At 67.2% G+C, this 17061-nt stretch carries 7 protein-coding genes; 2 read left to right on the forward strand and 5 right to left on the reverse strand.

Features of this window, described 5'->3' with window-relative positions; translation table 11 throughout:
- Positions 1-11: 11 nt before the first annotated feature.
- Positions 12-3455, reverse strand: coding sequence for a hybrid sensor histidine kinase/response regulator (locus tag AC07UW_RS11520; RefSeq protein ID WP_495212089.1), 3444 nt, complete (start codon positions 3453-3455; stop codon positions 12-14).
- Positions 3456-3651: 196 nt separating this feature from the next.
- The gene (locus AC07UW_RS11525; protein WP_099785906.1) at positions 3652-5799 is read right to left on the reverse strand and encodes a S46 family peptidase; all 2148 of its coding nucleotides are present in this window, start codon (positions 5797-5799) and stop codon (positions 3652-3654) included.
- Positions 5800-5926: 127 nt separating this feature from the next.
- Between AC07UW_RS11525 and AC07UW_RS11530 the strand changes: the two genes are divergently transcribed.
- Both AC07UW_RS11530 and AC07UW_RS11535 read left to right on the forward strand, forming a co-directional pair.
- Positions 5927-7615, forward strand: a complete 1689-nt coding sequence (locus AC07UW_RS11530) for an Hsp70 family protein (RefSeq protein WP_495212090.1) — start codon at positions 5927-5929, stop codon at positions 7613-7615.
- Entirely contained in the window at positions 7612-9039 is a 1428-nt protein-coding gene (locus AC07UW_RS11535; protein ID WP_495212091.1) for a J domain-containing protein, read from the forward strand. The genes AC07UW_RS11530 and AC07UW_RS11535 overlap by 4 nt, the downstream gene beginning before the upstream one ends.
- 52 nt (positions 9040-9091) lie before the next feature.
- Here the strand turns inward: AC07UW_RS11535 and AC07UW_RS11540 are convergent, their stop codons facing one another.
- The 3 genes from AC07UW_RS11540 to glyS form a co-directional block, all read right to left on the reverse strand.
- On the reverse strand, positions 9092-12958 hold the full coding sequence (locus AC07UW_RS11540) for a translocation/assembly module TamB domain-containing protein (RefSeq protein WP_495212092.1): 3867 nt from the start codon (positions 12956-12958) through the stop codon (positions 9092-9094).
- Positions 12955-14751 (reverse strand): autotransporter assembly complex protein TamA, encoded by a 1797-nt coding sequence (locus AC07UW_RS11545; protein ID WP_081794577.1) that lies wholly within the window; start codon positions 14749-14751, stop codon positions 12955-12957. The genes AC07UW_RS11540 and AC07UW_RS11545 overlap by 4 nt, the downstream gene beginning before the upstream one ends.
- A 180-nt stretch (positions 14752-14931) precedes the next feature.
- Entirely contained in the window at positions 14932-17007 is a 2076-nt protein-coding gene (gene glyS / locus AC07UW_RS11550) for a glycine--tRNA ligase subunit beta (protein WP_495212093.1), read from the reverse strand.
- Positions 17008-17061: the final 54 nt, after the last annotated feature.

Below are 17061 nucleotides of genomic sequence, written 5' to 3' on the forward strand. Positions count from 1 at the left end.
AGCGGCCGGCACTACCGGGCGTCGCGCAACGCGCCCAGGAACGCGCGCAGCGAGGCTGGCTTGATCGGCTTGGTCAACAGGCGATAGCCGCGCTCGCGTGCCATCCGCTTCAGTTCATCGCGGCCATCGGCGGTAAGCAGCGCGCCGGGCAATGGATAGCCGGCCGCTTCGCGCAGTGCCACCAGTGCATCCAGGCCATCCATGCGATCGTGCAGGTGGTAGTCCACCAGCATCACCTGCGGACGCTCGGCGATCTTCTGCAACGCCTGGTCCACCGTCGATGCGGTGATCACCTGCACCTGCCAGCGCCCCAGCAGCGCGCGCATGCCATCGAGGATCTCCTCGTCGTTGTCCACGCACAACACGCGCAGGCCGGCCAGCGAATCGCTGCGGATCGGCGGTGCGGCCTGCGCCACGGTGAGCGCTTCGGTATATCCCGGCAACGGCGCTACCCGCGGCAGGATGATCGAGAACATCGATCCACTGCCAACCCGGCTGCGGGCATTCAAGCGATGGTCAAGCAGGCGCGAGATGCGCTGGCAGATCGACAGGCCCAGCCCCAGGCCCTGCTCGCCCCAGTCGAACGGCTGCTGGTAGCGGTGGAATTCATCGAAGATCTGTCGCATGTGGTGTTCGGGAATGCCGGGGCCGGTATCCCACACCTGCAGCTCCACTTCCTCGCCGCGCTGGCGTACGGCCAGCACGATGCGCCCCTGCCGCGTGTAGCGCAGCGCATTGGCCAGGAAGTTCTGCAGCACGCGGCGCAGCAGGCGGCGATCACTGCGCACCCAGGTGGTCCGCGCGAACAGATCCAGCCGCAGCCCACGCCCGGCCGCAACCGGCGTGTACTGCGCGGCCAGCTCGCGCATCAACGCACTGACATCGAATTCGCCGATCACCGGATGCAGGCCACCAGCATCCAGCCGCGACACGTCCAACAGCCCATCCAGCAGCTCTTCGGCCGCACGCAGCGACGCATCCACGCGTTCGGCCAGGTGCCGCTGCTCGTCACTGACATGGTCGCTGTCGCGCAGCGCCGAGGCGAACAACCGCGCCGCATTCAACGGCTGCAGCACGTCATGGCTGATCGCCGCCAGGAAGCGAGTCTTCGATTGCTGTGCGACTTCCGCAACATGCGAGCGCTCGGCCACGCGCTGTTCCAGTGTTTCGTTGGCTTCCAGCAGCGCCCGTTCGGCGTGCTTGTAGTCGGTGATGTCGTTGTAGCTGGTGACGTAGCCGCCGCCAGGCAGTGCCTGGCCGCGCATTTCGATCACCTTGCCATCGCTGCGGGTGCGCTCGAAGACGTGCGGCGAACCGGCGCGCATGTAACCGATGCGGCGGTTGATCTGCATTTCGATATCGCCTTCGCCCAGCTCGCCACGCTCGGCGTTGTAGCGGATCAGGTCGGCCACCGGCCGGCCTACGTAGAGCATGCCGTCGGGGTAGCCGAACATGTCCTGGTAGCGCCGATTCCAGGCAGTCAGGCGCATGTCCGGGTCGACCACGCTGACGCCGGCGCTGATGTTTTCCAGGGTGGTCGACAGGATCTCGCGGTTGAAGCGCAGCTCCTGGCCGGCTTCGTCCAGCACCGCCACCACTTCGCCCAGGTCCATGCCGGAGCCACGCAGGAGGCTGGTCAGCAGCAGGCGCGCGGACGCCGCCCCGATCGATGCGGCCAGCAGGCGCTCGGTGAACTGCACCCACGGCCGGTCCGCCGGTGCCGAGGACTGCAGCTCGCGCCCCAGCGACTGCGCCTGTTCGAAGAACGAGCGCCGCGCATGGCGCTCGCCGACCACGCGCGAGGCCAGTGCCAGCAGGTCGCCCACGTGCACGTGGCCCGGCCAACCACCGGCCACTGAAGGCCGCTCGGCATAGGGATCGAGGAAGGGCGCAGCGCGCAGACGCTCATCCACGCCCGGACGCCAACGCGCCGATACCAGCATCATCGTCGCCGCGTTGACCAGCAGCGACCAGAACGTGCCATGGGTCAGCGGGTCCCAGCCGGTCATGCCGAACAGCTGTTGCGGCCGCAGCCAATCGATGCCGAACGGACCATGCTGCACCCAGCCTGCATCCATCCAGCCGGCCATGGTCATCGCCGGCAGCAGCAGGGTGTACAGCCAGGTGGCGAAGCCGAGCAGCATGCCGGTCTCGACGCCACGACGGCTGGCGCCGCGCCAGTACAGGCCACCGATCAGGCCCGGCGCGAACTGCGCCACCGCGGCGAACGCCATCAGTCCGTACGAGGCCAGCGTGCTGTCGTTGCTGCTGCTGCGGTAGTAGCTGTAGGCCATCAGTGCCAGCAGCAGGATCGCCAGCCGGCGGATCCACAGCACCCGCGAAGCGACATCGGCCGCTTCCTGGTGGTCGCCACTGCGACGCAGCAGCACCGGCATCACCAGATCGTTGCTGACCATCGTCGCCAACGCGATCGAGGACACGATGACCATGCCGGTGGCGGCAGAGAACCCGCCGATATAGGCGATCAGTGCCAGCGCGTTGCGGCCCTCGGCCAGCGGCAACGCCAGCACCATCGAGTCGTCGGCCACGCCGCTTCCGGTACCGAACAGGCTGATGCCGGCCGTGGCGATCGGCAGCACCATCGCCGAGATCAGCACCAGGTAGCCGCCGAACATCCAGCGCGCGCGGCGCACGTCGCGCACATCGCCGCACTCCACCACCGCCACATGGAACTGGCGCGGCAGGCAGATGATGGCCAGGAAACTGAGCAGCGTCTGCGAAATGAACCCCACCGGCGGAAGCCCGGTGAACAGCGTATGCACCGACTCCACCACCGCCTCGTTGCGGTCGCTGAGCCAGACATAGGCGAACACGCCCACCGCCACCATCGCCACCAGCTTGATCACCGACTCCAGCGCGATGGCCAGCATCATGCCGTGGTGGTGTTCGGTGGCGTCCACCTGGCGGGTACCGAACAGGGTGGCGAACAGCGCCATCAGCAACGCCACGTACAGGGCCGGATCGCTGAAGAACCCGGTCGGGCCGGTGTTGCCGGTCAGTACCTGCAGGCTCATCGCCACCGCTTTGTACTGCAGGGCGAGGTAGGGAATGATGCCGATCAGCGCGATGATCGCCACCAGCGCCGCCAGCCGCCGCGAGCGGCCGAAGCGCGAGGAAATGAAATCAGCGATGGAGACCACGTTCTGGCTGCGCGCGATCAGCGCCAGGCGCTCGATGATGCGCCAGCCGAACAGCAGCAGCAGCAACGGACCGATGTAGATCGGCAGGTAGCCCACGCCATTGCGCACGGCGGTACCGACTGCGCCGTAGAAGGTCCACGACGAGCAGTACACCGCCAGCGCCAGGCTGTAGACGACCGGCCGCAGCCACGGCCGGTCCGGGTACATCGGCCGACGGTCGCCCCACCACGCCACGCCGAACAGCAGCGCAGCGTAGGCAACCGAGACCAGCAGCAGGATCCAGCTGGAGACCAAGCGCGTGATTCCGTCGGAGGAGGGGCCAGTAGATCACGACCGTTGATCGTGATGGTAGGTCACGACGGGGGGTCGCAAAGGTGGGTCACGACCGTTGGTCGTGGCAGGGGCGTCCGTGCCCACCAACGGTGGGCACCCACCAGAGGGAGAGGTGGGCACCCACCAGGAAACGGTGGGGACCTACCGGGAACCGGCGTTATTCCGCCGGAACGCCCATTTCCTTCAGCAGTTCAGGTGCCGGGTAGACCTTGGCCAGCAGCCAGCGCAGGTAGCGCATATCCACGTGCACGGCGCGCTTGTAGCGGGGGTCGAACCACCAGCTGGCACTGACCGACTCCCAGTTGCTGTCGAAGTTCAGGCCGATCAGTTCGCCCTTGGCGTTGAGCACCGGTGAGCCGGAGTTGCCGCCGGTGGTGTCCAGGTTGGTCAGGAAGTTGACCGTCTGGGTCTTCAGCGCGGGGTCGGCGGTGCTGCCGAAGTCGCCTTTGGCAATCGCGGCCAGCAGCGGCTTGGGTGCATCGAACGGATAGGCGTTGGTGTTCTTTTCGACGATGCCGGCCACCGTGGTCACCGGCGAATAGGTCACGCCATCACGCGGGTGCAGCGCTTCCACCTTGCCGTAGCTGATGCGCAGGGTGCGGTTGGCATCCGGGTACACCGCACGGCCCTGCTTGGCACGCCAGGCGAACAAGGCCTGCATGTAGGCCGGGCGCAGGCGCAGCTGTTCGCCTTCGCGGGTCTTGCTCTCGTTTTCGATGCGCAGCTGCGCGGCCACCAGCGGGCCGGCCACGGCAATCAGCGGATCGGCGGCCAGCGCCTTGCCTTCGCGGGCAGCGGCGAAACGGGACAGACGCTGCGCTTCGTCACCCAGCTGGGTGCCGGCGTACAGCGTGTCCAGCGCCTGCGCCAGCTGTGCCGGGGTACGGCCGAACGCCGTGTCGAACTCGGCCACGCGCTGCGCATCCGGCAACTGCTGGTAGCGCGTCAACAGGGTGGTCAGCAGCGCCTTCTCGACCTCGGGTGCATAGCGGCGCTGCACCTGCTTCAGCACGCCTTCGATCATCGCCTGGTCGCGCTGCTGGTAGCCGGTCTCGCGCTGCGCGTCCGGCTTGGCCGATTCAATGCGCAGGCGTTCCAGCAGTAGTGCCGAGCGCAGAAGCTGGCTCTGGCCGGCCATCTGCTCCAGCAGCAGGTCGCGCTCGCCCACCGCCGCGCCCTGCGACAGGTTGGCCAGCAGCGCCTTGATGTCGCCCTGGTACTTGCGGTCGGTGGCGGCCAGCATCGCCTGCTCGTCGGCCGCACGCTGGGCCTTGGCATCGCTGCGCAGCAGCCCTTCCAGCTCACCGGCAGCACGCTTGCGGTTGTTCTTCAGCGACTGCAGCTGCGAGGCATAACGGGTACGTGCCTGCGCATCCTTGGCACTGGCCGCTTCGATGGTGTCGATCATCTGCTGGAACACCGACACCCGGCGCGGCAGCACGGTATCGATCTGGCCAGCGAATTCGGCGGCGGTGCGATGGCGGTAGGTGATGCCCGGGTAACCGGCCAGCATCGCGTAGTCGCCCTCCTTCGGGCCTTCCACCGACATCTGCAGGTGCGCCGGTGCCTGGTAGGGCACGTTGTCCTTGCTGTAGGCGGCCGGCTTGCCGTCCTTGCCCACGTAGGCACGCAGCAGGGTGAAGTCGCCGGTGTGACGCGGCCACATGAAGTTGTCGATCTCATCGCCGTAGTTGCCGATCGCGCGCGGCGGCGCATAGACCAGGCGCACGTCGCTCAGCTCAAGCTGGGCGATGCGGTAGAAGTCGGTGCCGTAATACATGTTGGCCACCGAGCAGCGCACGCTGCCGTCCTTCTCGCACTCGGCCACGATCTGCTTGCTGGCTGCATCCACCGCGTCGAAGTACGCGCGGCCGGTCTTGCCCTTGGCCTGTGCCAGCACCTGGTCGGTCACCTTGTCGAAGCCGACGGTGACCAGCACGCGGAAGTCCGGATTGGCCGGACGCTCGTCGGCGCGACCCTTGGCGATGAAGCCATCGTTGATGAAGTTGTGCTCGGGCGAGCTGTTGTACTGGATCACGCCCATCGCCACGTGGTGGTTGGTCAGCAGCAGGCCATCGGCCGACACGAACGAGCCGGTGCCACCGCCGGCACGCACGACCGCACTCAGCGGCGGCGCGGTCACGTTGGCCAGATCGGCCGGGTTGCCCTTGAAGCCAGCCGCCTGCAGCGGCTTGGCCAGCTCCGGCAGCTGGGTCGGCATCCACATGCCTTCATCGGCGTGGGCGCCAGCGGCGAGGGTCAGGCCCAGGGCCAGGGCGGTGGGGAGGGCTTTGCGTGGCGACATGAGGCAATCCGGTACGACAGAACAGCCCGGGACCATAGCCGCTGGGGCGCTGTCGGGCAACGCCCGATAGTCAGGCCCGCCCAGCGTTCCTACAATTGCGCCCTTTCTGCACATCGGACGTCCGCAGATGATCGTCGGTATCGATCTTGGCACCACCCACTCCCTCATCGGCATCCACGCGCCGGACGGGCCGCGCTTGTTCCCCAACGCGCATGGCGAGCTGCTCACCCCATCCGTGGTCAGCCTCGACAACGACACCGTGCTGGTGGGGCAGCCCGCCCGCGATCGTCTGGTCAGCCATCCCCAGTTGAGCGTGGCGCACTTCAAGCGGTGGATGGGCAGCGACCGCGAAACCCGTCTGGGCAACCGCACCTTCCGCGCCGAGGAGCTGTCGGCCCTGGTGCTGCGCTCGCTGCTGGCCGACGCCGAGGCAGCACTCGGGCACCGGGTGGAGGAGGCGGTCATCAGTGTGCCGGCCTATTTTTCCGATGCGCAGCGCAAGGCGACGCGGATCGCCGGAGAGCTGGCCGGCATCCGGGTCGAGCGCCTGATCAACGAGCCCACCGCCGCCGCACTGGCCTATGGCCTGCAGCAGCGCGACGAAGAGAGCCGCATCCTGGTACTGGATCTGGGGGGCGGGACGTTCGACGTGTCGGTCCTGGAAATCTTCGACGGCGTGGTCGAGGTCCATGCCAGCGCCGGTGACAACTATCTTGGCGGAGAGGACTTCCTGCAGGTCCTGGTGCAGGCATTCCACGCTGAACTGGGCATCGCTGCCAGCGACCTGTCGGCGGCGGAACAGGCCCAGCTGCTGCGACGGCTGGAGGTGTTCAAGCGCGAGCTCAGCGTGCAGGGCCAGGCCCGCCTGCATCTGCCCCTGGCCGGTGCAGAGCGCACCTGGCAGTTGGATGAAGCACGCTATGCGTCCCTGTGCGAACCCCTGCTGCAGCGCATGCGGACCCCCGTCGAACGTGCCATCCGCGATGCCCGGCTCAAGCCCGACGCGCTGGATGACATCGTGCTGGTCGGCGGCGCGGTGCGCATGCCGATGATCAGCAAGCTGGCCACCCGCATCTTCGGCAGGCTGCCGCTGCGCCATATCCATCCCGACGAGGCCATTGCGCTGGGCGCGGCGGTCGCGGCCGGCCTGAAGGCACGGGATGAATCGCTGCGCGAGGTGGTGCTGACCGACGTCTGCCCCTATACGCTGGGAACCCAGGTATCCCGCCGTGATGCCTCCGGCGGCGAACGCAGCGGCTATTTCCACCCGATCATCCAGCGCAACACCGTCGTGCCGGTCAGCCGCGAGGACCGTTTCTACCCTCTGCATGAACAGCAGCAGGCCGTCCGCATCGACGTGTTCCAGGGCGAGAGCCCGACGGTGGACCGCAACATCAAACTGGGTGAACTGAATGTGCCGCTGACCCACCGTGGTCCGCTGCATGAGCGCGGCGTCACGACCCGCTTCACCTACGACATCAACGGGCTGCTGCAGGTGGAAGTGACCGAGGACGCTACAGGCCGGCGGCACGAACTGGTGCTGGAGCAGAATCCGGGCCTGTTGACGCCGGAAGAAATCCAGCAACGCCTGCAGGCGCTGCAGGCTCTCAAGATCCACCCGCGCGACGCGCAGCAGAACCTGGCCATCATCGCCCGCGCTGAACGCCTGTACGAGGAGCTCATCCACCAGCGCGAGCCCCTGCAGACGTGGCTGGCGCAGTTCCGGCACGCGCTGGAGGGCCAGGACACGACGCTCATCGATCGCCAGCGCCGCGAGCTTGCGTACGCGCTTGATGCACTGGAGGCCGGCGAATGAGCTGGGGCCTGGACGTTCTGGAACTGGACGCGGATGCCGACGAGCGTGCGATCAAGCGCGCCTACGCAAAGCGCCTGCGGGTAACCCGTCCCGACGATGATCCGGTTGCCTTCCAGCACCTGCACCAGGCCTACCAGGCTGCGCTGGACTGGGTGCGGGCCGAATCGACCGCTGACGATGGCCTGGATCACGCATGGGCCGAAGCCGATGGCGCGCTTGAAGCGATGGCTTTCAGCGCGCAGCAGCCGACGCCGGGGGTAGGCGAATACTCCCCGCCGCGTCCCCCGCAGGGGACGCCGGTGTTGTTGCGCACGCAGCCGCCGGTGGAACCTGACGGTGGGGTGGACGTACCGGCGAACGCACAGCGCATCCTCTGCGAGGCACGCCTGTCGCCGGCCGATGCGTTCGGTCCCTGGCTCGAGGCCACGCCCATCCTGTGGTCGCTGCGCTACAAGCCGCTCGTTGGCCAGGCGCTGCTGGATGAGCTGGTGCGCACCGGGGACGGTGTCTGCGCGGCCAACATGTCGCTGCTGGTGCGCTGCTTCGGCTGGGATGACGTGCACGACGGCGTGGACCCGGACAGGTTGGAGGCGATCCGCACACGCACGCATCGTCGCTGGGCAGTGCAGTCTGGCGATCCGACGCAGATCAACGCCGCCCTGCATCGGGAAGGCAGCCTGCAGATGGCACAGGCCACCGCTGAACGCTGCCTGCGCTATCTGTCCAAGCCCTGGCACGCAGGGTGGGCGCTGTGGCGGGCCGTGCTGCCCGACCATGTAACCGACGCCAACAGGATGATGGATGCGCTTGAGCAGAACGGCTTCGAGCAGTTGCCTGTCTCCTGGGATCCACGCCAGGTCGCCTTCTGGCGCAGCCTCGTGGACGTGAGCCAGATCAACCGCTGGCGCTGCCTGCTGGGGATGCTGCGCGGGATCCTGATCGGCGCGCTTGCCGCCATGCTGCCGTTGCCGTTCACGTTCATGGCGCTGCTTGATGGCCTGGACCGCGACATGTCCGAATATGGTCTGGCCGCCATCGGCATATGCACCGCATTCGCCCTGATCGGAGTGCTGTGGCCGTTGCTTCGCTGGAGCGTACGTCAGCTCACCCTGGATCACAGCCACACGCGCTTCGGCCTTCTGCTGACACTGCCTGCGCCGATGATGGCCATCGCCAGCCTGGTGCTGATCCATGGCCTGGGGCAACGCGTCGAGGGAACCCTGATGATCTTCCCCGCGCTGGCGCTCTCCGTCGCGCGGTGGTGGCGACGGGTCGGCTACCGGATCGATTTCAGGATCCGCTATGCCGTGCTCCTGATGCTGTCGCTGTTCCTGGCCGAAGCAGGCATCGTGCTGGTACTGGGATACTGGCTGTGGGAGTTCGCACAGGACCGCCGCAGCCGCGCAGAAAGCGCGCGACGCTAGCAGGCGGCGCCGGGCTCGCCCCGGCGTCCCCGCAGCCACGCATGGCGTGGCTCTACTTCTCCCGCCGCCAGTTCAACGAGCCACGGTTTTCCACCGTGCTCGATTCCACTTCCACGTCGAAGCCGCGGCGCAGCAGGTACTTCAGGGTGATCACCGAACCGGCACCGACCAGCGATACGCCGTAGCCCACGTACAGCTTGGGCGAAATGTACTTGCCCACACCGATCACCGAGCCGCCCAGCGCGCGCGACTGGCTGACGCCGGCATCGTCCAGGCCGAGCTTGGCCCCCAGCTGCGAAGCCAGCAGGCCACTGCCCGCCGACAGCGCGGCCGATGCGGCGTTCACCTGCTGGGTCTGGTCGCTGCTGGCACCGGTCAGGCTGCGCCCCAGCACCAGGTAACCCAGTGCTTCGGACTGCGACATCGCCGGATCGGACCAGACATCGGCGCGCGGTTGCTGCGCGCGCCCGGTCACGTCGATGCCGGCGGTGACATCACCGATCCGGCGCTCGGCGCGGATATTGATGCGCGGGTCGGACACCGCGTTGTAGTTCCAGTTGAGGTTGCCGCGGGTGATGGTCAGGTCCTGGCCATAGGCCTTGTAGCGGCCACTGACTTCCAGGCCACCGTTGGCGGTCATCTCGCGACCGGGTTTGGCCCAGACCTGCATCTTGCCGGTCAGCGCGCCCTTCAGGCCGAAGCCGCTCATCTTGACCTTGTCGCCCAGGCTGACGGCCAACTCCATGTCCAGCGGCGAGGTGCGCGACTCTTCCGGATCGGCCGGGTCCAGCACCACCACGTCCTCGGACACCGAGGTGCCACGGTCCAGGCGCTCCAGATCGATGTCGGCCTCGGGCACGTGCACCGTTCCGCGCAGCTCCATCGCGGCCTTGGCCAGGGTGAAGTCCAGGTTGGGATTGGCGATGATGCGCAGCTCGCTGGTATTGGACAGCAGCACATTCTCGCCGTGGATCTTCAGCTGCAGCGGCTGTGCATCGCCGAACCAGGACAGGCCGCCGTCGACATACAGCGTGCCCTTGCCCGAATTCGCCTGTGCGGTGATCTTGGCCGACCCATCGGGCTGGGCGACGAAGCTGCCCTTGCCCTGGTCGAAGGTCAGGCCCAGCGCCGGGAACTCGCCCTTGAAGTTGCTCAGCTGCGCATCACCGCCCAGCGACGGCTGCCCGCGCGTGCCACGCAGGCTCACGTGGCCTTCAATCAGCCCGGTCGGGCGCACCACATCCGGCGAGAACAGTTCCAGCCAGTACAGGCGCGACATGTTGAGGTAGAGCTCGCCGTTGAGCGGCGCACTCGGTTCCCAACCAGTCTGCATCTTCGCATCAACGAAGCCGTTGCCCTGGAAGCCCATGCCCAGATAGCCCTTGATGCTGGCCGGGGTCATGTCCAGCTTCAGCGAGAACTGGTCATAGCGCACCAGCTCGCCACGGTTGGCATCGGCCAGGCTGGTGTTGCGGTTCTCGCCCAGGCGTACGCCACCTTCGGCCGAACGCACTTCCACATGACCTTCCCATGCGTTGCCACGCGGACGGATCTGCGCGTCCAGGTTGAGTTCGCCACGCAGGTAGATGCGCCGGCCGGACTGTGGCGGCAACCACGGCTGCACCAGCGCCAACGGCAACGCATCGCCGCGCACCACCAAGCCTTCGCGCGGCCAGTTGGCATGCGCGCACAGGGCGCCACCGGTCGCAGCACCCAGGCAGGTTTCGCCCAGCGTGTAGTTGCTGCCGTTGATGGCGAATGCCGCGGGCGCACGCAGTGCCCACGCATCGCCCTTCACCGGTGCGATGCGCAGCGCGGCCAGTTCGCCACGCCATGGCTCGCCCTGCTGGCGCACGCTGCCCTGCAGCTCGATCGCGCCCAGTTCGTTGCGTGTCTGTGCGGCCAGGCGCAGGTTGGAGACACTGCCCTGCGCATCGATGTTCAAGCGTTCCAGCAGCATGCCGGCATTGACCTGCTGGCCCTGTATCGCCAGCGTGCCACTGTCGCCACGCCACGGCAGGCGGCCCTTGATGCTCAGGCTTTCAGCGCCATAGCCGTCCCAGTTGAGATTGTTGCCGACCAGATCTGCAGTGATGTCTGGTGCATCGCGCGGGCCTTTCACCTGCACCTGGCCACGCAGGCCACCATCGGCGCCGGGCAGCAGATCGCTCAGCTGCAGCGGCTCGAAGCGCGCGTCGATGTCCAGGCGGTCGCCGACCTTGCCGGAGGCGGTCACCCGGCTGCTGCCGACGGCCAGTTTCAATTCACCCTGGCCCTGTTCACCCTGCAGGGCGAACTTGCCTTGGGCATCCACATTGCGCTGGCGCAGGATGCCCTTCAGCGACGGCAGGTCCACCGTGGCCTCCAGCGTGCCCGCAGTGCCCGGCGGCGCGTTGGCCGGCGGCGGCAACTGACGCCCCTTGGACGCGAGATTGCCGGACAGACGACCATCCCAGCCCGGTGCGAAGTAGCCCGGGTCGAAATCCTTCAGCGTGGCCTTGGCATCCCAGTCCAGCTGCGGTGCCCAGGCCACCTTGCCTTCGACCTGCAGCTGGCCACCCGGGGTCTGCGCCTGCAGTTCGCGGATCTCCGCAGCCTGATCGTTGCCACGCACATCGAAGCGCAGCTGCGCCTTCTGCTTTTCGCGCTCGACATCGGCACGGCCGATCGCCGCCCACGCCTTCAAGGTACCGGCCAGTCCAAAGCGCGCTTCCTTCAGCGTCACCGGCACCGGCGAACTGCCGGCGGTGTTCGGGTCCGGTGCCGGCACCCAGGTCAGGTCCTGCGCGATCACCGAGAAGTTCAGCTTCTGCTGGTCTTCCTGGCTGAAATCGGCGGTACCTTCCAGGCGTGCTTCGCCGCCCAGGCCCTTGACCACCAGCGGCGAGACTTTCAGCACCTGGTCCTGCAGCGAAACCACCGAGGGCGCCAGCTCCAGTTCCTGCTCACCCTGCTTCACCCGGCCATGCAGGTTGGCGTTGCCGCCCTTGCCGGAGGCGGTGAAGTCCAATGCCAGCGGCGCGATGGCCGAGCTGGCCAATGCCGGCGACAACAGCGCCAAGTCCAGCTCGTCGCTGCGTACGGTCGCGTTCCAGGTCGGATCGGTGCGGCCATCGAACACCAGCATCGCGTGCAGCGGCTTCGGTGCGCGACCGGCCAACGCCACTTCCATATGCGCCAGATCACCGCGCGCGACCAGGCCGACCGTGGCCGCGGTACGCCCGCGCGGTGCCGGCAGCACGGCGGTGACGGTGACGTCGGTGTCGTAGTCCTTGGCCGGGATGTAGCGGCCCTGGGCAGTGAAATTACCCATGTCGCTGTCCACCACCAGCTTGCGCGCCTGGAACTCGCCGTTGGCGATCTCGATGCCACCGCGCACGCGGCTGATGTCGATCACCGGCTCGTTGGCCTGGCTGATGCGGAAACTGTCGATGGCGATCACATCGGCCTGGATCGCCAGCGGCATTTCGATCTGCGGCAGCGAATCGGGCCACGACGGCAGCTTGAACGGCTCATCGCTCTTGGCCAGGTTGAGCGTGGCGTTGGTCAGTTCCAGCTTGTCCAGCAGCAGCTTGCGGCCCAGCAGCGGGCGCAGGTCCGGCTCCAGGTGCGCGCGCTCGGCGTGGAAATGGATGTCGTCGTAGCGGAAGTCGACGTTGTAGAGGGTCAGTGGTCCGGCCACCGGGCCGTCGACCTTGTCCCATGTGAAGCTGGCACCCACCGGCAGGCGCGCCACCACCTGCGCCAGCAGCACATCGCGGCCGGCCACCGTCTGCAGCAGCCAGTACACGGCCAGCAGGGCGACCAGCACCAGGCCGACCACGCCCGCGCCGGACCATGCCCAGAAACGGCGACGACGGTAGAAGCGCACGCGGCGCGGCGGCGTGTTCGGCGACGGAGTCGGTGCGGGCGTGCTCACAGGTCCGCTCCGATGTTGAGGTACAGCTGGAACTGCGAATCAGGGTTGTTCAGGCCATGCGCGATATCCACCCGCACCGGTCCCACCGGCGATTTCCAGCGCACGCCGAAGCCGACGCCGGTATGCAGATCGATGTTGGTATCGAAAGCACTGCCGGTATCGACGAACACCGCTGCACCCCACGGGCCGCCATTGAAGTAGTGCTCGTATTCGGCCGAGCCGACCACCAGGTGCTTGGCACCGAGCGCGTACTTGTCCGGTTTCGGCGTACGCGGGCCGACCTCACGGTAGGCATAGCCGCGGATGCTGCGGTCGCCACCGGCGAAGTAGCGCAGGCTGGGCGGCATCGCCACCAGGTCACTGGTCCAGGTGGTGCCGCCTTCGCCGCGCAGGATCAGGCGATTGGTCGGCCCCACCGGGATGTACCAGCGCAGCACGGCATTGGCCTGCACGAAGCTGGTGTCCGAACCGACGCCTTCGACGCCGGCACGCACCGTCGCGGTGCCGCTGATACCGCTGCGCGGGAACAGCTCGTCGTCCACCTTCACGTAGTCGGCCACGATCTGCGGGTAGACCAGCGTGGACGTGTTGTAGACCGCATCGGTGAATTCGGTGCCCGAGGCATAGCGCCAGCGCTCGCGCAGCGCGTTGATCGAGGCGATGGCGGTCCAGTTCTCGTTGATCTCGCCGCTGCGGCTGGCGATCAGCTTGAAGTTGCGCAGATCGATGTAGTCGGTCTGTTCGTCATAGGCACTGGCGGCGAAGGTGTACCAACCATCCAGCCAGTTGAACGCCGGGATGCGGTAGCTGGTGATCAGGCTCTTGCGCTTCTGCGCATAGTCCAGCTGGGTGTTCATCTTGTGGCCGCGGCTGTTCAGGTAGCGCCGTTCAAGGCCACCGCGCACACCGGCGCCACTTTCGCTGCCGTAGCTCAGACCGTAGGAATAGATGCTGCGCTTGGCCCGCGTCAGCTTCACATCAACCGGCACCTCGCCGTTCTCATCGGCCTGGTCCGGACGCGGCTGGATGTCGATCACGCTGAAGTAATCGAGCTTGGTCAGCGACTCGCGCAGGCGGTCCAGCTTGCCTTCGTGGAAGTAGCTGCCCTGGTCCCAGTACACCAGCGGGTCGAACAGCTTGTCGTCGAAATAGTTCTGCTCGAAGGTCACCGGGCCCATGTTGTAGCGGCGGCCGCTGTCCCAGGTCAGGTCGATGTCGGCAGCGTTGTCCGCGCGGGTGATCTGCACCTGGCGCTGGGTGTAGTCGGCGTCGAAGTAGCCGCGCTCGGCCAGGCGCCGGGTCACGGTGATCTTGCTGGCTTCGTACTGGGTGTGTTCGAAGCGCTGGCCCTTGCGCGGCTTGAACGCGGCCAGGTCGTCCTGCAGGTACTGGTCGTACATCGCCGGACCGGTGATGTCGATGTGCTCGCGGCGCACCAGCACCGGCTGGCCCTTGTCGACATGGATCAGCACGGTGACGTGCTCGTCCTGGCGGGGCGCCTCGACCTTGATCACCGGGTTGTAGTACCCGAACGGTTCCAGCGCTTGGCGGGTCTGCCGCTCGGCCTGTGACAGCAGGTATTCCAGGCGCGACTCGCCCTGCTCCTTGCCGATCGTGTCGAACAACGACAGCGATTCCTGGATGTTCTCGATGATCGCGGCGTCGTCGCCCTTGTCCAATCCCTTGATGTCCACCTTGTCGATGGTGCCGCGCGCATGGGCCACGGAAGTGGCGCAAAGCGAGAGGACCATCAGCGGCAGGGCGTATTTCGTTGGCTGCATGCGGCACAGCATACCGACCGAAGGTGACGATGCGAAATGCATCACGTCAATCCGGATCGGTTGTTAAGTGGCGGTCAAAATACGCGCCTTTGTGGCGATCATCGCGGCTGCATGCGGAAATATCGGCATCGCGTCGGTGCCGGCCAGCGGCCGGCACTACCGGTGGGTGCCAAGCTTGCCTGGCACCCCATCTCAGCTCGACAGGTGCTCGATCGCCGCGACCTTGCCCAAGCGCTCGCCCAGCATCGTCAGCAACGCCAAGCGGTTGCCGCGCAGTGCCGGATCCTCGGCATTGACCATCACCCCGTCGAAGAACGCATCGACCTGCGGACGCAGGCGGGCCAGGCGCGCCAGCACGGCCACGTAGTCCTTCTGGTGCAGGCTGGCGCCGGTATCGTCGATGGCGGCAGTCACGGCTTCGGCCAGCGCGCGCTCGGCATCTTCCTGCAGCAGGGCCGCATCGATCTGGCCCGGAATATCGCCTTCGGCCTTGCGCAGGATGTTGCGGATGCGCTTGTTGGCCGCGGCCAGCGCCTCGGCTTCCGGCAGCGCCGCGAAGATCCCGATCGCGTCCAGACGGCGGTCGAAGTCGTACAGCGAGGCCGGCTTCAGCTCGGCCACCGCGTTGAAGTGGCTGGCCGGCACGCCCTTGTCGCTGTAATAGCCCTTCAGGCGGTCGAGGATGAAGTCGTACAGCTCGGCCACGTCGGCCTGCACGTTGCGCACGGCCAGCCCAGCGTTGGCGCTGGCCAGCAGCGCACGCAGGTCCAGCTCGAAGCCGCTCTCGATGATCGTGCGGGCCAGGCCCAGCGCGTTGCGGCGCAGGGCGAACGGGTCCTTGTTGCCAGTCGGCTTCAGGCCCGCGGCGAAACCGCCGGCCAGGGTGTCCACACGCTCGGCGATCGCCAGCACCTTGCCCAGCGGCGACAGCGCGATGTCATCACCACCGAAGCGCGGCTGGTAGGCCTCGTCGATGGCCAGCGCCACCTCCGGCGATTCGCCACCGGCCACCGCGTAGTGGCGGCCGGCGATGCCCTGCAGTTCCGGGAACTCGTTGACCATGCGCGACTGCAGGTCATTCTTGGCCAGCTGCGCGGCACGCTTGGCCAGCAGCGGATCGGCGCCGACCTGCGGCGCAATCACTTCGGCCAGCGACACCACGCGCGCGACCTTGTCGGCCACGCTGCCCAGCTTGGCCTGGTAGGTCACCGTTTTCAGGCCCTCGCCCATTGCCTGCAGGCCCTGCTTCAGGTCTTCGTCGAAGAAGAACTTGGCATCGGCGAAGCGCGGGCGGATCACCCGCTCGTAGCCCTTGGCCACTTCGGCCACGTCCTTGGACTCGATGTTGGCGATGCCGATGAACTTCTCGGTCAGCTTGCCGCCGTCATCCAGCACCGGGAAGAACTTCTGGTTGATCTCCATCGTCTCGATCAGCGCTTCCTGCGGCACCGCCAGGAACGCGCGCTCGAAGCTGCACAGCACCGCCGACGGCCACTCGACCAGGTTCACCACCTGCTCCAGGTTGTCCTCGGTGATGCGTGCGCTGCCACCGGCGGTGGCTGCAGCGGCTTCCACCTCGGCGACGATGCGCTGGCGGCGCTCTGCCGGGTCAACCAGCACGAAGGCCGCGCGCAGCGATTCCACATAGTCCTGCGGCTGGGTCAGCCACACGGTCTTGTCGTGCAGGAAGCGGTGGCCGCGGCTCATGCGGTCGGCCTTCAGGCCGAACAGTTCGGCCTCGACCACGTCACCGCCGTGCAGCAGCACCAGCCAGTGCACCGGGCGCGCGAAGCCCCAGCTGTGGTTGCCCCAGCGCATCGGCTTGGGAATGGGCATGCCGGCGATGGCCTCGCGCAGGATCTCCGGCAGCAGCGCAGCAGTGCGCGCGCCCGGGGTCACCGCACGGTGCACGAAGCGCTCACCCTTGTTGTCGGTGGTCTTTTCCAGCGCGCTCCAGTCGATCCCGGCCTTGGCCGCGAACCCCTGCAGCGCCTTGGTCGGCTGGCCTTCGGCGTCCAGCGCGATGTTCAGGTACGGGCCCAGCACTTCACTGTGCTGTTCCGGCTGCTCCAGGCCAACGCCCGGCAGCAGCACGGCCAGGCGGCGCGGGGTCGACAGCGGGCGTGCATCGCCCAGCTCCAGTTCCACGCCGCGCTTGCGCAGGCCGTCGACAACACCGTCGAAGAAGGCCTGGGCCAGGCCCGGCAGTGCCTTGACCGGCAGCTCTTCGGTGCCCAGTTCAATCAGCAGGGGAGACAAGTGGCTCATCGGTTCGATCCTGTGGTGGGGGCGCAGCGCGCGACGCGGCCGGCGCCCCTGGGG

This window comes from Stenotrophomonas sp. GW821-FHT02D01 (genome assembly GCF_059421765.1).